This window comes from Methylobacter psychrophilus (assembly GCF_025583945.1).
In the GTDB taxonomy this organism is placed as follows: domain Bacteria; phylum Pseudomonadota; class Gammaproteobacteria; order Methylococcales; family Methylomonadaceae; genus Methylobacter_C; species Methylobacter_C psychrophilus.
Genome location: NZ_JAOEGU010000016.1, coordinates 12,549 through 28,376, shown reverse-complemented (window position 1 = coordinate 28,376; position 15,828 = coordinate 12,549). Strand labels below are relative to the sequence as shown.

Here is a 15,828-nt window from a genome sequence, read left to right as displayed (position 1 = left end):
ATGAAAAAATTAATCATCTTGATGAGTCTGCCTGTTTTTCTTGTTGTCGCTCAGACAGCCTCGGCAGTCGCCGGCGATAAGGATTTAGCGGAACTGTATTTATCAACCAATAACCCAAAGTTGACGAAACAAGAGCAATCCGCACTGGCTATTGCAGAACGTTGGAAAGCATCAAGCGCAAGCGGGATGACCCCGGTATCCGGCATCAATGGCACCATCACTTATCTCTATGGTGCGCAACAACCCAGTATCGTTTGTGCAGTGCTTCAAGTTTGCGACGTCGCCTTACAAGAAGGCGAACAGGTCAACTCAATTAATTTGGGCGATACTGCGCGCTGGACTATAGAACCTGCGATTACCGGTAGCGGCCCAACGGAGGTTCAGCACCTCATCATCAAGCCGATGGATGTAGGGCTTGAAACCTCGTTAGTGGTGACTACAAATCGTCGCACCTATCACTTTCAATTACGCTCACACCGCACCCAGTATATGCCCAAAGTAGCCTTTTCCTATCCAGAGGAGGCCATGGCAAAATGGGACGTTCTTAAGCACCGCGAAATAAAGCAACGTCAAGAAAAAATTCTTCCGAAAACCGGTGAATATCTGGGCGATTTAAATTTTGACTATATTGTTACCAGTGAGGGTGATATAGCGTGGAAACCCGTTAGAGTTTACAACGATGGTCAAAAAACCATCATCCAAATGCCGGCTGCAATGGCACAAACCGAAGCTCCAACCCTGCTGGTGATTCGCAAAAAAGGTGATGTTTTTACTGACGATGAAACCGTTATGGTCAATTATCGCGTTCAGGGTGACCGCTATGTTGTTGATACGATTTTTGACCGGGCGATTTTAATTGCCGGCGTGGGATCGTCTCAAGACGTCGTTACTATCGAAAGAGGTAAATAAGCTATGAACTATATAACGCTTATATTGTTAGCCATTGTCGGGTTGGAGGGTTGCGTAAGCCCGGAATATGGTAATTTTGTAAAGTATACGCCACCGGCATTAAATACTACGCTAGTGATTGATACGGTGAAACAAATTGAAACCCTGTATCCACCTGCCAGGGCTCAAATCAATATCGGACAAGCTATGGTGAAGACTGACCTGTTCGGTACCGGTCTTATAACGACATTACGAAAACACGGCTATGCCGTTCAAGAATATCGTCAAAAACCACTATCTGATAAGGACCTAACTTTACAGTACCTAATTGATGTACCGACAACGACAGAACAAGCGCTGTATCGGATCAAGATACGTATCGGTGGTAATACCTTAACCCGCGCCTATGTGGCGAACAACGATACCGTTATGCCAGCCGGTTCATGGGCACGCAAGGAGGATTAATAATGACTGCAATACATGATCAATCGATGGCTCCAGAGGAGTCGCCTAATACGCTATCATCCGGTGTCCGCAGCGTTAATAATCTGCCCATGTACCTGATCGGGGGAGTGGTATTAATTTTTCTTGTTGTTATGATGCTCGTTGCTGCGGATCGAGCGAATAAACAGAACAGGCCTGATAAAAATGCCAATGAGAATATCGGAGATACTAATCAGTTCGCCGATAAAATCGCTGGCAATCACAAGAGTGGCATCATTGCCGCAACAGAACCCACTAAGCCATTAACGGTGCCCGAGTTATCGTTGGCACAGCCCACAGTAACCCTTGCTCGGGTAGAAAATTTAAATACCCCCCCGATGCCACCGAATCAAATAGCTTTAAAACAACCGCCTACCGACGAGGAAGCGCTGCGTATACGGCAAATGAAAATGCAACAACTACAGGAGGCAATTAAAGCGCATACCGGTGTGCAAATACAAGCGCCCCGAAGCGCAGCATCGCCGCCAGGAGGAGCTATAAATCCAAAGGATGCCGCGTTTTTACAAAGATCAGCTGTTCACCAAGCTTCAGCCAGCATAGATGCGGATCCAACGATGGTCTATAAAGCCAAACTCGCGCAGTTGCAAAATTCCGGTGTCATTCCAGGGTTAGCAGAGCAGGGCGACAGTGATGATGATAGCGCTCGGCGACTAATAAAAACCGGGGCATCGTCTGAAGGCAATGCTATCGAACAGTTCGGGCATAACAGTCATGGCGAGCGCTGGCAGCTTGACTCTACAATGGAAGTCCCACTATCGCCGTATGAGCTGAGAGCGGGTTTTGTGGTACCGGGAACACTAATATCGGGGATCAACTCAGAATTACCCGGGCAAATTGTGGCTCAAGTGGCACAGAATGTCTATGACACGGCTACCGGTAAATATCTGCTTATTCCGCAAGGGGCAAGGCTAGTTGGTGCTTATTCGAGTCAAGTTGCCTACGGTCAGGCTCGTGTACTCGTCGCCTGGCAGCGTATCATTTTTCCCGATGGCAAGGCGTTGGATATAGGTGCCATGCCCGGTGTCGACAGCGCCGGCTATGCGGGATTTCATGATCAGGTTGATAAGCATTATCTGCGCGTCTTTGGGTCAGCGCTAATGATGTCAGCCGTAACGGCTGGCATCATGTACAGCCAGCAGTCAAACCAAACAACGGCAACCGGACCGGGCAGCTACTCACCTAATGCCAGTAGCGCGTTAAGTCAAGCTCTGGGGCAGCAATTAGGCCATGTCACCGCACAAATGATCCAAAAAAACATGAACATTGCGCCAACCTTGGACATCAGGCCCGGCTTTCGTTTTAATATCATCGTGACCAAAGATTTAACCTTTACCAAACCCTATCAGTCTTTTGATTATTAATGCCAAGGAGAAAAACTATGAAATCATTACAAAAATTAGCCGCTAAATTCGCATTATTTTTCGCGCTTGGGGTTAGTGGGGTTATCTCGCCAACCTATGCAGGCATTCCGGTGATCGACAGCAGCAATCTTTCCCAAAATATCGTTTCAGCGGTGGAAGATGTTGCTCAAACACTCCAACAAATCCAGCAGTATTCAACGCAATTGAACCAGTACGCCATGCAATTGCAACAATATCAAAATATGCTGCAAAACACCGCCGTACCTTCATCCTATCTATGGAATCAAGCCAGTTCAACGATGGGGAATCTACTTCGTACTACCAATACCTTGAGTAATTACAAAAACCTGTTTGGTAATTTGACTAATTATCTTGGCCAGTATCAAAATATAACTTCCTACGCTAACTCGCCGTGCTTTAGTTCTGCGAACTGCACTCCCAGTCAATGGGCGGCGCTTGCAAACAGCCGGATTCTAGGATCAACCGCACAACAAAATGCAAATAATGCCTCAATACAAGGACTGGATCAGCAACAAACTGACCTGCAAAACGACGCCAACACCTTGATGCAATTACAAGCCAACGCCCAAAGCGCGACCGGCCAAATGCAGGCTATCGGTTATGCTAATCAACTGGCCAGTGCCCAATCAAGTCAGTTACTACAAATAAGGGGGCTATTGATCGCAGAGCAAAATGCCTTAGTGACAAGGCAGCAAGTGCTTGCAGATCAAGAAGCGCAACAAGCCGCTATCGCTGCACAAATTCGCACGGGTAGCTTTGTCGCCAGTCCAACCGTTTCATGGTAAGCGGAGGTATAAAATGATAATGGCTAAACGAATTTTATTTCTGGCATTGGTCACAATGTTGATCACTTTAATTAGCGCTTGCTCAACGGAGGAACCAAACACAGCAACATCGATAGCGATTCCGGAGGTTAATGATGAGAATTGTATGGACAAGAATATCGTAAAGATCACGGATAAAAAAGTAAGGGAAGAATTTGCGGGTTTGTGTATACGTCGAGGGAGCTTCGTGGCTAGTCCAAAAAAATCATGGTGAGGAACATGTTATGAAAATAACTTTTACAAAAAGTATCTCAATCCTGCTGATCTTATTGTTCGCTGCCCATTCGGTTGAAGTAAATGCGGCTATTAACAGTAGTGGTTTACTTGATAGTGTTCTAACAACTTATAAAGCAGCTGCAAGTTCATGGGCAGCGACAATCACAGCGCGAGCTACGTTTTTATTCTGGACACTTGCCACGATCTCAATGGTTTGGACATTCGGCATGCTTCTCCTGCGTAAAGCAGATATAGGTGAGTTTTACGGAGAATTTATACGATTTATTGTTTTTACCGGATTTTTTAATTGGTTACTGATAAATGGGCCAACAATGGCTACGAGTATTATTGATTCCATGAAAACTATGGGTGCAACTGCATCAGGTAATAATTCGGTATTATCCCCATCCGGGATTGTAGATATAGGATTTAGTATCTTTTTTACTATGCTCGATAAAACAACGATATGGTCACCATTTGATAGTGCTGTCGGAATTCTCATTAGTACTATCATCCTTGTCATCGTCGCATTGATTGGCGTAAATATGCTAATGCTATTGGTGAGCGGGTGGATTCTGGCCTACGCTGGTGTGTTCTTTCTTGGTTTTGGCGGATCACGTTGGACATCAGATATGGCAATAACGTATTTCAAAACTGTGCTAAGTATTGGAGTACAGCTTTTAACGATGATCTTGCTGGTAGGTATTGGTAAAACATTCGTTACTGCCTTCTATACCAGTATGAGTGCCTCTATGAACTTGAAAGAAATGGGTGTAATGCTTGTTGTTGCCATTGTCCTGTTAGCGCTAACTAATAAAGTGCCTCCCATGATTGGGCATCTTGCGATGGGCGGAGGAACACATTCATTAGGTCATGGATTCGGTGCCGGTTCTGCAATGGCTGCGGCTGGCGTAGCGGGTGCTGTAATGGCCGCAGGGAGTGCCTCTCTGATGGCTACAGCTGCCAATGCGGCTGGAGGTACACAAGCACTTATGGCAGCTTACCAAAAAGCAACAGCGGATAATATATCTACAAGCTCTGGCAGTGGAGCAAGCATGTTTAATGGTCCAGCTGATTACAATAGCAGTCACTCATCACAAACAAGTTCACAGCCCAGTCCTCTTGCTAAAGCAATGGGGTTGGATTTATCCTCGGGTAGAAATAGCTCTGGAATATCAAATAGCCAATCAGGATCAGCAAGCCGAGGCGCAGTTGTCACAGCGACAAAAGTTGCCGTTGATACAGGCGTAAATCTAGTCAAAGGCTTAGGTCAAGTGACTAAAGATAAGTACACCTCAGTCAAAGATACTGCTCAAAATCGAATTGACCAAACCTTAGGTGGGCAAGTCGCCACCGCTATTGAAAATGATATTCCGTCATTCGGAAGTGATAGCCTGACAGGTGAAGAAACTGATCTTGCCGCCGAAGTTGACGCATTTGCTAACCGTTCTAACCAGGCATAGATAAAACTAAAGGAGCGACACCATGAGTAGTGCAAAAATATTAATGGGTCTCCTGGCCATATTGAGCTCATCTCAAGCAATCGCCTCGGCAACTTCTGGTGTTAGTGATAAGTTTGCTTATTTATCGCCTTATATGCAAGAAAGAATTGTTTGCTCAATAGCCGCCGCTATTCATTATGATGTGCCGGTTAACATCGTACTGGCAGTTGCAGAGAAAGAGGCTGGTAAGCCTGGACAATGGGTACGTAATACGAACGGAACTCATGATGTTGGCGCTATGCAGTTTAACACGCGATACCTCAAAGGGTTGACTGCACAATATGGCATCACAGAGAATGATGTAGCAGCGGCGGGTTGCTATGCTTATGATCTGGCTGCCTGGCGATTACATGGACACCTCCAGAAAGATACCGGAGACATTTGGACACGAGCCGCTAACTATCACTCAAGAACGCCTTATTATAATGCAGTGTACAGAGCTGATTTGATTAGCAAAGCCTATAAATGGGCGAAGCAGTTGAATACTTTACTGTCCGGTGATGTTGAAAAAATGAATGCCACAATAATAATGCTCGCAACACCAGTACCAAAAGTGGCGAAAACCAAGATTCCAGAAAAGACAAAATTGACAACACATGTAGTATTAAACACCATCTATAAACCCCGGCAGATCATCGCCAAAGCCGAGAATCAATAATAAACCGGTAAAACAGCATTCAATTTTTACCAATTAGATCGAGTGGGTCACGTGTTATCTCTAAAACCCCCATGGTAACTGATTTTAGCGGCTAATAATTGACACTTACAACTTGTCTATCTAAACTTTAACCACTATTTGGTAGCCGTCAGTGCTATGGGCAATTAAGCTGCGGAGCTCATAAGAAGGCATTTTAATGGTGAAACAATTAACGTTGGTTCCGTTCGAGCAAACAGTTGGCGGACTACTCTTGAATTCTCATACAGTGGAAATAGCCAAGAGCGTGTTGGTAGAAGGTAGGCAACAAATAGAATTAGCCAGTCTCAACTGGCTTTACAAAAGGTGCTATTTCTCAAGCCGTGAAGCGGGTATGGTCGGCGTATGACATCAATGTAAAAGGAGGATAGCGAGTATCAGTCGTGTTGCCGAAATACCAAGCGTACATTGTGAAATAATGGGCCGCAAAATACGAAGGCAGAACGGAAAATAAGAAATGAAAGTACCTGTCTGGAAAATAAAAAACAAACAATGAAGCTTAAAACGATATGAAAAGACAGCAGCCTATTTCAGCAGGGCCTGATTTAGAAGCACAAACGGTAGTCGTTAACAAAGGCGCACCGCTTGAATTGGATATGAGTTTGATCGATGAAGATCCCTATCAACCTAGAACAAATGACAATCCTGGCTTTGCACATGACAGTCTCGCCGAGTTAGCCGCATCTATTCATCTGCGTGGTGTAAAAACACCGATATCGGTTCGAGAAAATCCTGGAGTATCCGGGCGCTACATTATTAATCACGGTGCAAGACGATTTCGTGGTTCGCTCATGGCCCAAAAATTAACCATACCTGGTTTCATTGATAATAATTACATCGATGATGATCAAGTGATTGAAAACCTGCACCGCGATGGTCTTACCGCTCGCGAGATTGCCGATTATATTGGTCGAAAACTGGCTAAAGGGATGAAGAAAGGGGCTATTGCCAGGGCTATCAGTAAGTCGCCTGCCTTTGTGACGCAGCATGTCACGTTACTTGATCTTCCCGATCCAATTGCAACAGCTTTTAACTTGGGCCGCACCAAGGATGTAACGGTTGTTAATGAATTGGTCACTGCCTACAAGAAGAACCCGCATGAAGTTACAGACTGGTTAGCCGATGAAACACAGGAGATCACGCGGGGAGCGGTAAAATTATTTCGTGAATTTTTGGATGATAAGCACAGCAGCGTAGAGGATGACGAAGAGGTTTTTATTGCAATTGTGGGTTTGTCTGAAGTTGAACAAATGCATACGCCTATTCGAAACGATGATGAGTTAAGCGTCACTGTAACAACTGGATCGGGGGAGGGCGCGCATACCTTTTCGAACAACGAAGGCTATAACAAGGTAAATCACAAAAAGCTTGAACAGCCAGAGAAGGCAGTCGTTGTTGGTCCAAACATAATGACCAAAGCTATCGTACACGTTCAATATGAGGGTCGCCTTGCTCGGCTAATGCTTGAGCGTCGACCACCCGCCAGCGGTTGGGCATGGTTGAAGTATGAACAAGGTGGTGAGGAATTCAAGGCCGCGTTATCATCCGTTCAACTGACTGAGATTCTGGAGGGTAGCCTATGAAGCAACGTATGATAGTCATGAACGGACAGCGGATTGTTGAGAGCGAGCAAGCCGAAGAGAAATGGCAAATTGCCAAGGTGGATAAGGCTCATGGGATTAAGCCGGGAATTTATAACCTGTATAAGTCGAGTCAGGCCGTCAAAACAACTGAGTATGCCGGGGTTATTTTGCATACAGATAAGCGCACTATCTATCAGCAAGTTGGTAAGAACATTGTTAAACATGAGAGTCTGGACTTCAATAAGGTTCCTGAAGTCGGCCAGGTGAAAGGTATCAGCTATAACCTGCAGGGCAAAGCCGCTATGGTAGAAGCGACAACGGTCAAGCTCAGTAAGGGCTCAGCAAGTTAATTTTAACCAATTAAAATAGAACTCATGAAAAGCTAATATGTAAACCTCTGAACTTGAACTGACAGCTTCAAATATTAGTTTGGATTGAATCTAATATTGACTGCCGTTTGTCGAATAGTCACAATCAGCCAAAACCTGACGATTATTACTACGGTGAACGGGGGTATAAGATTTATTTTGAACGCCAAGGCGGTGTTAATCGTTATTTAAATTGAGAGCAGAAGGAAAGATCAATGTTTTACTTCGTAGCGTTGGAGATCGTATTAAGTGCACAATTAGCTCTATAAACTAATTTATCAAAGTCTATAAAAGTGAGAACCAGATGACTCTCGCGTTTGATGCTACGAGAATTGATTGCTTTGACGCTTTGGGAGGTGAGATCCTTCAAGTCACTTTTGACACGGCGCCAGAGGATCAAGACGAGGACCAGCGCAGTACTCCGTATATTCTAATCAGTCGCAATTTCGAGTTTTCCTGTTCTGCGACAATCGAATGGTATGACGGGTATGATTACGACGGAGGCGCAGAAATTATCACCTTAACTTTGAGAAGAACCCGCATGACGATTCATGTTGATCAGAAGTTGGACTTCGAGGTGACCTTTCATTTACCTGACAAGCAGTTCAACAAAATGACATTTTTCTTGCGGAAGATGATGGGTGATCGTATTTATATTGCTGATTAATTCCCAATAGTTGACCGTTAGCTGAGGATCATAGTCCGCTGTTCGGCGACAATAGTTATAAGTCAATGGCTTGGAAGAACACATGTTGCTTAATATACTTCATTTACATCAGTTGTTGGGGACTGTCGTTTATGCCCACAACACTTGATATAAAATGATCAACTTTTAAACAAAGAGGTTAGCTAAAAATGAAAAATTATGAAGTTGTAGACATTGAATTGCACATAGGTGGTGAAGATTACGAAATTAGCTTGGAGGGTTTTTATATTGAAGCCATGATTAAGGTAGGTCACGCAGACATTGAAGCCTTTTTACAGTCTAAAGTAGAATCACAAGGCGGTTGGCTTAAAGATGTGCCTATTGCTAACCAAGCCCGTTGTGCGATTGTTCAAACATTAGCTGAACGTTAATTGTAAAAATTAATATGACAATAAAATTGTAAATGATAAGGCAGGTATCAGTCGTTTGCTGATCACTGCCAATGACAGCGACCCAAACCTGCCTGTCGCATTTCTCAAAGCGGTCAGTCAGTCAAATCCAGATTCTGAGAACTGGAGTGCTACAAAGCAGTCGTTGGCGACCTCACCCAATCGGCCATAAACCGCCGGACGATACAAAAATACCAATGACAAATGTCCTGCCCAAAGCAGCCGTAGGGTGTGGAGAGTTTCCGAACCGCACCAGTCGCGAACGATGCGGTGCACACTGTTTACCGCATCCTACGTGCTTTATAATTCCTTGTTTGGCGGCGCAGTCACGCCAGTTTGGGGTAGTAACCACATAGCTACGTATCTTTGAGGAGAGAGCAAAAATGGGCGAAGAGTTTCTAGCTGAAATGAAGGGTTTCAAACGCACCCTCGTGATTCACTCCAACGCGAACCATTATGCAGCTGCGGCTATAATGGGAATGATGGCTGCTCGCAGTCAAGAAGCGGGGCCATATTTTCGTCTTTCAGACAATTTCGTCCCAATGGTTGATGGTCTTGCCGCCGAAGAGTTCAATGCAAACGCTTCCCCCGACCAGATCGATGCGGATTTCAAGAATGATTGGGTTGGATACCTGCAAACTACTGGTCTTCCTGCCTGTGGTCTCAAATACGAGGGCAGCCGCACGCCAGAAGAGAACACTATGCGTTTTCTTAATGCGCATAACCGACGCATTCCAGCAATAAAGCCCAGGATGGTTCATGAGTCGCGGGATCTTTCGGTGTCATCTGAATATAGACTGGACTATAAGGAGCTTGTTACGCTCATCAAGGCTGGATGTGATCTGAGGCCATATCTCAGCCGTGACATCCTCAAAAGGAAGCGCCCGGATAAAAACGACCCCTTGCTCAACGCCTGGGGGATACAGCATCTGCACTTCCGCGCCGCAGGAACCGATCAACTATTGTTCTGCGTAATAGCAGAATCAGATGTGTTCATCATCCAGGCATTGCCCCATAATACGGAGCATCTGTGGGTGAATACGCAACTTATTCAGATTTTGCACGACAATTGGCCGGAGTTGATCCTCTGTGCAAAACATGATGGTCTGCGCCCGGAAACTATTTCGGCCGTCAAACGTCGCTCCCTTCGCAACTACAACGCTAACTTCACGGTTACAGTTACCGATGGAACCGTATATCTTCCACTCGCTGGAGGAACAATGGCGTCCGGTGATTCACAGGAAGATCGGCTAAACTGTGACAAGATTTTTTTAGAACTTGAACAATATCAGAATGTTGTCATGCAGAACGCACTCGCTATTCGGGCCGCATTTAATATGCCCGTTTCACAAAAGCTGGTAGTTAGAATGGCTTTCGATAATCGTGAATGTTGCCTATATGAACCAACGAGAGCCACGCGGATTGGTGGTTTTGCTCCAGTTGACAAGGCCAATTTGTAAGCTTTGTTATGTTGCTCTGCGGCAGTTTGTTATGATCTTCGAAGGTAGATTATTCGTGTGTTTTCAAGGAAGGGGGCGTAGTGACTGAAATGCAGAAACGACACATAATCTATGTCGCAAAAGTTAACCTTTGAGCAACATCAAATGGCCGCAATACGACCCAAAGCGATCATTGGAATTTTAAAGCTAATGCCCGCTTCGGGTCGCGACGCGACCGTCGTCTCATCGGATTCATCACCGGAAAGCGGTCAATCAAATCCCATTCTTGAAAGCGGCCGTTCGTCACTGAGTTCAATCGACCCAAACCGGACGGTGAAATGGTTCGATTTTTTAGGGTAGAGTTAACCGGATGCCACGGAAATCTGAAAAATAAAGCTGGGGTATAACTGCGTCCCGGTTGAGCGTAATATTAGGCCAAATGTGTGATTGCAAGACTTGACCCCTTGCTTTTTCTGACCCCTTGCTTTTTCTATTGCGGAAGTTGTATTCCAACATCCGCAATTCCAGCCCGGATGGCCTTAACGATAAATTTGGCAGAGAGCAAGCATCCAATTCGATGAAATTTGTCACCTTTGTTCTTACCTCCATCATCAACGACGGTCTTAGCCGCAAAAAAAGCAGGCTTGTTGGCCGCGAGCCTCGCAGCTTCATAAACAGAGTAAATCTCCATATCAAAGCCAGCTAGTTTTCTTTGTCCATACCTTAGGGAAGACGCCTGGCCATCTTCTGCCATGACGGCGCTTCCACTGCTAGTCGGTGCATCAGCCTTGACGTTACAAGTCAGCTGCTCCATCTCATCCGGTAGCTCTGACTTGCCAGCATTTAGACCTTCTAACATAAACTCTTTCAACCTAGCATCTGAACAAAGCTCAAACAGCTTATTGTGGACGTCCATACTAACCTGAACGTCATAGTGTTCAGACCTAAAGCCATCGTTACTCCACTTTCCTGCATCGTGCTGGTGGCAAGTCTGGGTTACCAGCAGGTCATATATTTCAGACTCGCCAGGTATCCCACCACAAATCCCGCTCATGCAGATCAAACGGGGCTCAAAGCGATCCAGCGCCATGGTCGCAACAACCGCGGCCGCGACGAGACCCATGCGGTGCGCCCGAACAATTACGCCCTTGTAAGCGCATATTTGGACCTCTCGGCAACTGAGTCCTGAAATGGTCTTGACTGGTCCCCAAGTATCGGTCAAACCCTCGAAAGCATTAATCTCCTTGTCCAGTGCGCAAACAATGACGAACTCATACTTCTGCTTGGGCTGCGCTGCCAATAGCTTCAGCTTCAATGCTTCCTTCCACTCACCATGGCCATTGAAGGAGATCACATTAATGTCGACCGCGTTTAAATCGTACACAGAGTCCCCTAAGTCCTTGGTGTAGCGCGTAAGCACGACTGCTGGGGTGCGGAACGATTTGCTTCCGTAATCTCTAGTTGCAGAAACCAACTGATCACTATGATCCTCGACTGTGGCGTCCTTTCCCGATCTGGGCACAACGAGATCAAGAAGGATTAAATCGAATTTCGTGTTTGAGATTGCAAGAATGTAGTCGTACCAATTCCTTTCACGCTGAATCTCAGCGTCGGGGATGATTTGATTGATTTCAGATTGGATCTCATTATTCTTGTTGTCCTCATCTTCAAGTATCAATATCTTCATAGTTTCTCCAGAATAGACGTGACCTCGGCCTTCCATCGATTGTCATCTTCCACATATCTCACGCAGCCGGCTATCTTAATGCCAAACTTTTCGAGTATTTCTTGCTGTGCCAATTCCACTGGAATTGGCACCTCTTCTATCGGAATGTCTGGGTATTGCGTAAGGATGATGCATGATGTGTTACTGCCGGAAGACTCAATTTCAAACAACACATCTAGCCCTCCTGAAGATAGAGGAAATGGGGAACCCGCCCCAGCCTCTGGCTCATGACTGTGGATTGACATGTCGATAATGGCCAAATCAAAGGTTGAAATTGTCAGCGCAAACGAAGCCGTTGCCAATGCGTGGCATTCCTCAATTTCGATTTTCTCAGAAAAAAAAGATTTCAGATGAGCACGAATGCTATCCATCTTGAATGGATCATCTTCGACAATCAGGCACTGGGTATGCTTAATGTTCAAGGTCATAGGTAAGTCTCACGTGCACTTCATTATTTAAGACTTCGTACTGATCAAGGGAGAAGTCTTGGCGGTTATGAGCAAGCAGGATGAGTTTCGAAATCCCGCTCTTTCCTTGATAAAAATCGGCATCCTCAAATTTTGCCATCTTTCGCTCCTCGATGATCGCGGATACTTTAGCCGGGTCATCTGTTGCTCGAATAGAAGAGGATATATTCACGATTAATTGCTTCCTCTTTCCTGATGTGATTTCGAAGTTTCTCCGAACGGTGCGACTGCGGTCGCCATGGTTGGCCGCATTCGCAACAACGACAGCCAGCGAGTCGTAGACAATGTGGTAAGCACCACCAACCAATTCGACCTCGCCGTTGCTGTTCTCGTCTTCCTGCGGGTTGAAATCAGGGATAGTGTCCTTTATCTCAGCGACTATAGCGTCAAATAACAAAGATAGGGATGCTGTTGGTGCTACAATTGACGGACGCTTGAACCACCCAAACATCGCAGCGAGCTTGTGATCGATGGCATGTTCCAGCTCCCGTCGAAAACCTTCCACTATCCTAGCATCAGAAGGTGCCACAGAAGGTAGCAAATCACTGTTTAAGAACGGGAGGTTTTTCAGTGGCACTTGCTGGGCTTTCAGGTATCTAGTTACGGCAATCAGGTCATATTCTGCAAGTCTCCAACAATAGTCGATTATGTCAAGCTCTATGCCCTCCACAGACTTAGTCTCGTCGAATGTTGTGCTTATAGTGTTTACTGCCGCACTCAGTATCTCAAGCTTTTGAGATCCATACACCTCGGGTTGAAGAAGTCCAAGTGGCTTCACCTTAGAATTGACATGCAAACGGTCTTGTATAATCGCTTCAATCGAGCGATTGTATGAATCCTTCCAAACGCACCATTTCACCGAAAACTGTGGTGAACGGGATAGGTGTCGAAATTTGTCACCCTTTTCAATCTGGTGGATAACATTGGAGTATAGATGGCCGTGAAAGGTGCCATGTCGAATTCTCCGACCAATATAGGAGGCGATCCCAAATACTGGGTTCGAGCAAAAAGCGTTGTAACAACTTTGCATTACCATTGAAAGAATCGTTTCGTCGCAATTGATAGAAACCCCTTTTTTTGCTGTACCTGTGGATGTTAGTGCACTGTTCAATTCAATTATCATCTCGTCCTCAATCCACGATGAGAATCTCGATGGGTCCACATAAATACGATGGTCATCGATCTCATTTCGAACTCGATTAAGTTGATGATCGATTCGAACTGCTCGGGCGCGCTCAAGGAAGTGGTCATCCTGTTTGAAGCGAGCCATCCATTCATGGAGGGAGGCCCGCACTTCCGGAATGTCCGCCCGATGAGGCGCAAGCTTATTCAATTTTGCGAGGAAGTCCTCCGTAGCAATTTCGTAGATATACTCGGAGACGTAAGGGTGCGTGAACTCATAGGCTTCGACGAGTTTAACGAGTACCCCCTCGTGTTCCTTAATCGTAACGTCTTCCAAAAGCTTTCTAAGTTGAAAACTGTCAAGTTCGTTCTTGCTTCGTTTGGCGAGCAGAAGAAGCAAGATCAATTTCACCAAACTATCCTTCGCCAATTTTGCGGCCGTCCGCACTGCCTTGATCGGAACAGTCCGGGAAAGATCCTGAGTCAGACCCATTAGAGTGAACAGATCGTCCCTATCGAAACCGACCTGCCCGTCGGAATGGTACAACCAATAGTTGAATATTGCCGATCGAGTAGCCGTGCCCGACAACTCAAGCTTGGCTAGGGACGCATATCGGTGTTTGGTGAATGGGGTCTTCCCTACAAGATTGCTTGGTGTCGCCTCGCCAACCCAATCATACAGCGTACTAGATAATCCTTCGGGTAGGTTGCCGACATCTTCAGTTGATGTGTCATAATAATTGTCTAGGAGAATGTGATATTGCCGAATAGGTTCATACTCCAGCCACGCGCTGCTTTGCGTGAAGAATGTATATTCGCTGTGCAAGTCATTAGCATCGTAGGTGGTAACGAGGCGCTCAAATAGGTTGGCTTGCCCCAGTTGGTAGGCAATCTCGCCAATAGCCGGGTAGTCCTTGATTCGGAACAGGTGAGAATTGAACTTTGCCAAGATGATGGCATCGATGAGTGAACATTTTTCGACTTCCGAAAGGAATGCAGTGAGATCTTCTTTGTCTCTCGCGAAGGGCTGAGCAGCCAGTCGGGATATTGTCCTGCTATACCGGTTAATCGTCCCACGATTCGCAAGATTCAGTATCGACCTCTTGATCGTCAAGTAGTTTTGATCTAGAGAGTACAAGTGGATGAGCGAGGAGACCACGACCGCTTTGATACCTGCCTGCCGGACCAGTTCCTCGATTTTCTCGTCCTCTTTCCCTTCAGAGCGGTTCGCCCTAATGAGGATAATTCGCCGAAGGATCGCGTGGCTCCAGCCATCAAGTGCAATAGAGGCGCAAATTAGCTGTAGGCAGGATTCGATATCGCTTGCAGCGTATGCTACGTCAATTTCATGGAGCGACTTCGCGACACGGATGAGTCTCTCCCTGAATTCAATTACACGGCTCTCGATGATGCTTAGAAGTTCTTCAAGACCGACCACGCGATGGGATTGGAGAGTGTCTATAAATGGAGGTTTTTTCGGAAATGGTGTTGACGTCCGCGTTGCTTTAAGTAGCGTGGAGCTATCGAGAATTACTTCTAATGCGTCTAATTGGTCCTTACCCAGCTTTGCACGTAGCTGTGCAAGACTGATGATCGCATTAGTCTCACCATTACTGAGAATCGCTCGAAGCTTGTTTCTAGACTTCTTGTCAAGCCGCTTCATGGCATCGGATCTGCGCATAAGTATTTTTCCTAGAATTTCTGATTTATCTAATATCACGGGAATACGAATCCTGCTGAAGCGGCTTCCGGTTTGAAGAAACACTGCTACTGTAATATCCCCGAGGTCTGGTTACCCAGACTCGAATGCATCTAAGTTAAAATTCTAATGATATTAACATAATCTTGACATGAGTTCAGCGTGATGGGTTATTGACGGCAGCTTACTGTCATACTGCCGACCCCGACCAGTCGACGCAAAGGAATACAACCCAGACCGTCAGGCTGGTTTTGGCCGGGTCGAGCCAAAGAGGACGCAAGGTTGCTTGCCGAAAAGCTGCCATTCGCTGAACTTAGGG

General features: G+C 45.8%; 15 protein-coding genes. 12 read left to right on the top strand and 3 right to left on the bottom strand.

The annotated features are described in order from the left end of the window. The 12 genes from trbG to N7974_RS09715 all read left to right on the top strand — a co-directional run bounded on the left by trbG (nt 1) and on the right by N7974_RS09715 (nt 10,516). Entirely contained in the window at nt 1-909 is a 909-nt protein-coding gene (gene trbG / locus N7974_RS09770) for a P-type conjugative transfer protein TrbG (protein WP_262965434.1), read from the top strand. Between the two features lie 3 nt (nt 910-912). Then, nucleotides 913-1,353, top strand: a complete 441-nt coding sequence (locus tag N7974_RS09765) for a hypothetical protein (RefSeq protein WP_262965433.1) — start codon at nt 913-915, stop codon at nt 1,351-1,353. Between the two features lie 2 nt (nt 1,354-1,355). Continuing rightward, on the top strand, nt 1,356-2,753 hold the full coding sequence (locus N7974_RS09760) for a TrbI/VirB10 family protein (protein ID WP_262965432.1): 1,398 nt from the start codon (nt 1,356-1,358) through the stop codon (nt 2,751-2,753). Nucleotides 2,754-2,770: 17 nt separating this feature from the next. Then, entirely contained in the window at nt 2,771-3,559 is a 789-nt protein-coding gene (trbJ, locus tag N7974_RS09755; protein ID WP_262965431.1) for a P-type conjugative transfer protein TrbJ, read from the top strand. A gap of 13 nt (nt 3,560-3,572) precedes the next feature. Beyond that, nucleotides 3,573-3,812, top strand: a complete 240-nt coding sequence (trbK, locus tag N7974_RS09750) for an entry exclusion lipoprotein TrbK (RefSeq protein WP_317451594.1) — start codon at nt 3,573-3,575, stop codon at nt 3,810-3,812. A gap of 10 nt (nt 3,813-3,822) precedes the next feature. Continuing rightward, nucleotides 3,823-5,277: a P-type conjugative transfer protein TrbL gene (gene trbL, locus N7974_RS09745; RefSeq protein ID WP_262965429.1), complete on the top strand. Its 1,455-nt coding sequence runs from the start codon at nt 3,823-3,825 to the stop codon at nt 5,275-5,277. Between the two features lie 22 nt (nt 5,278-5,299). After that, nucleotides 5,300-5,974: a lysozyme family protein gene (locus N7974_RS09740; RefSeq protein ID WP_262965428.1), complete on the top strand. Its 675-nt coding sequence runs from the start codon at nt 5,300-5,302 to the stop codon at nt 5,972-5,974. Between the two features lie 545 nt (nt 5,975-6,519). After that, a complete protein-coding gene (locus N7974_RS09735; protein ID WP_262965427.1) occupies nt 6,520-7,593 on the top strand; it encodes a ParB/RepB/Spo0J family partition protein in 1,074 nt (357 codons plus the stop codon). Continuing rightward, nucleotides 7,590-7,943, top strand: coding sequence for a KfrB domain-containing protein (locus tag N7974_RS09730; RefSeq protein ID WP_262965426.1), 354 nt, complete (start codon nt 7,590-7,592; stop codon nt 7,941-7,943). The genes N7974_RS09735 and N7974_RS09730 overlap by 4 nt, the downstream gene beginning before the upstream one ends. Nucleotides 7,944-8,265: 322 nt before the next feature. Beyond that, nucleotides 8,266-8,628 carry a hypothetical protein gene (locus N7974_RS09725; protein ID WP_262965425.1) on the top strand — a complete coding sequence of 121 codons (363 nt, stop codon included), beginning with the start codon at nt 8,266-8,268 and terminating at the stop codon, nt 8,626-8,628. A 188-nt stretch (nt 8,629-8,816) separates the two neighbouring features. Next, nucleotides 8,817-9,038, top strand: coding sequence for a hypothetical protein (locus tag N7974_RS09720; protein ID WP_262965424.1), 222 nt, complete (start codon nt 8,817-8,819; stop codon nt 9,036-9,038). 401 nt (nt 9,039-9,439) lie between these two features. Beyond that, entirely contained in the window at nt 9,440-10,516 is a 1,077-nt protein-coding gene (locus N7974_RS09715; protein ID WP_262965423.1) for a hypothetical protein, read from the top strand. 469 nt (nt 10,517-10,985) lie between these two features. Here N7974_RS09715 and N7974_RS09710 read toward each other — a convergent pair whose 3' ends face one another. The 3 genes from N7974_RS09710 to N7974_RS09700 are packed head-to-tail and all read right to left on the bottom strand — an operon-like array spanning nt 10,986 to nt 15,491. Then, a complete protein-coding gene (locus tag N7974_RS09710) occupies nt 10,986-12,182 on the bottom strand; it encodes a phosphorylase family protein (RefSeq protein WP_262965422.1) in 1,197 nt (398 codons plus the stop codon). Then, a complete protein-coding gene (locus N7974_RS09705; RefSeq protein ID WP_262965421.1) occupies nt 12,179-12,649 on the bottom strand; it encodes a hypothetical protein in 471 nt (156 codons plus the stop codon). The genes N7974_RS09710 and N7974_RS09705 overlap by 4 nt, the downstream gene beginning before the upstream one ends. Next, entirely contained in the window at nt 12,633-15,491 is a 2,859-nt protein-coding gene (locus N7974_RS09700) for a condensation domain-containing protein (RefSeq protein ID WP_262965420.1), read from the bottom strand. The genes N7974_RS09705 and N7974_RS09700 overlap by 17 nt, the downstream gene beginning before the upstream one ends. Nucleotides 15,492-15,828: the final 337 nt, after the last annotated feature.

Bases quoted from the DNA above. Each gene is read 5' to 3' on its own strand.
- N7974_RS09700 (WP_262965420.1), bottom strand. From the start codon at position 15,491: ATGCGCAGATCCGATGCCATGAAGCGGCTTGACAAGAAGTCTAGAAAC.
- N7974_RS09735 (WP_262965427.1), top strand. From the start codon at position 6,520: ATGAAAAGACAGCAGCCTATTTCAGCAGGGCCTGATTTAGAAGCACAA.
- N7974_RS09765 (WP_262965433.1), top strand. From the start codon at position 913: ATGAACTATATAACGCTTATATTGTTAGCCATTGTCGGGTTGGAGGGT.
- N7974_RS09725 (WP_262965425.1), top strand. From the start codon at position 8,266: ATGACTCTCGCGTTTGATGCTACGAGAATTGATTGCTTTGACGCTTTG.
- trbL (WP_262965429.1), top strand. From the start codon at position 3,823: ATGAAAATAACTTTTACAAAAAGTATCTCAATCCTGCTGATCTTATTG.
- N7974_RS09720 (WP_262965424.1), top strand. From the start codon at position 8,817: ATGAAAAATTATGAAGTTGTAGACATTGAATTGCACATAGGTGGTGAA.
- N7974_RS09730 (WP_262965426.1), top strand. From the start codon at position 7,590: ATGAAGCAACGTATGATAGTCATGAACGGACAGCGGATTGTTGAGAGC.
- trbK (WP_317451594.1), top strand. From the start codon at position 3,573: ATGATAATGGCTAAACGAATTTTATTTCTGGCATTGGTCACAATGTTG.
- trbJ (WP_262965431.1), top strand. From the start codon at position 2,771: ATGAAATCATTACAAAAATTAGCCGCTAAATTCGCATTATTTTTCGCG.
- N7974_RS09715 (WP_262965423.1), top strand. From the start codon at position 9,440: ATGGGCGAAGAGTTTCTAGCTGAAATGAAGGGTTTCAAACGCACCCTC.
- N7974_RS09740 (WP_262965428.1), top strand. From the start codon at position 5,300: ATGAGTAGTGCAAAAATATTAATGGGTCTCCTGGCCATATTGAGCTCA.
- trbG (WP_262965434.1), top strand. From the start codon at position 1: ATGAAAAAATTAATCATCTTGATGAGTCTGCCTGTTTTTCTTGTTGTC.
- N7974_RS09710 (WP_262965422.1), bottom strand. From the start codon at position 12,182: ATGAAGATATTGATACTTGAAGATGAGGACAACAAGAATAATGAGATC.
- N7974_RS09705 (WP_262965421.1), bottom strand. From the start codon at position 12,649: ATGACCTTGAACATTAAGCATACCCAGTGCCTGATTGTCGAAGATGAT.
- N7974_RS09760 (WP_262965432.1), top strand. From the start codon at position 1,356: ATGACTGCAATACATGATCAATCGATGGCTCCAGAGGAGTCGCCTAAT.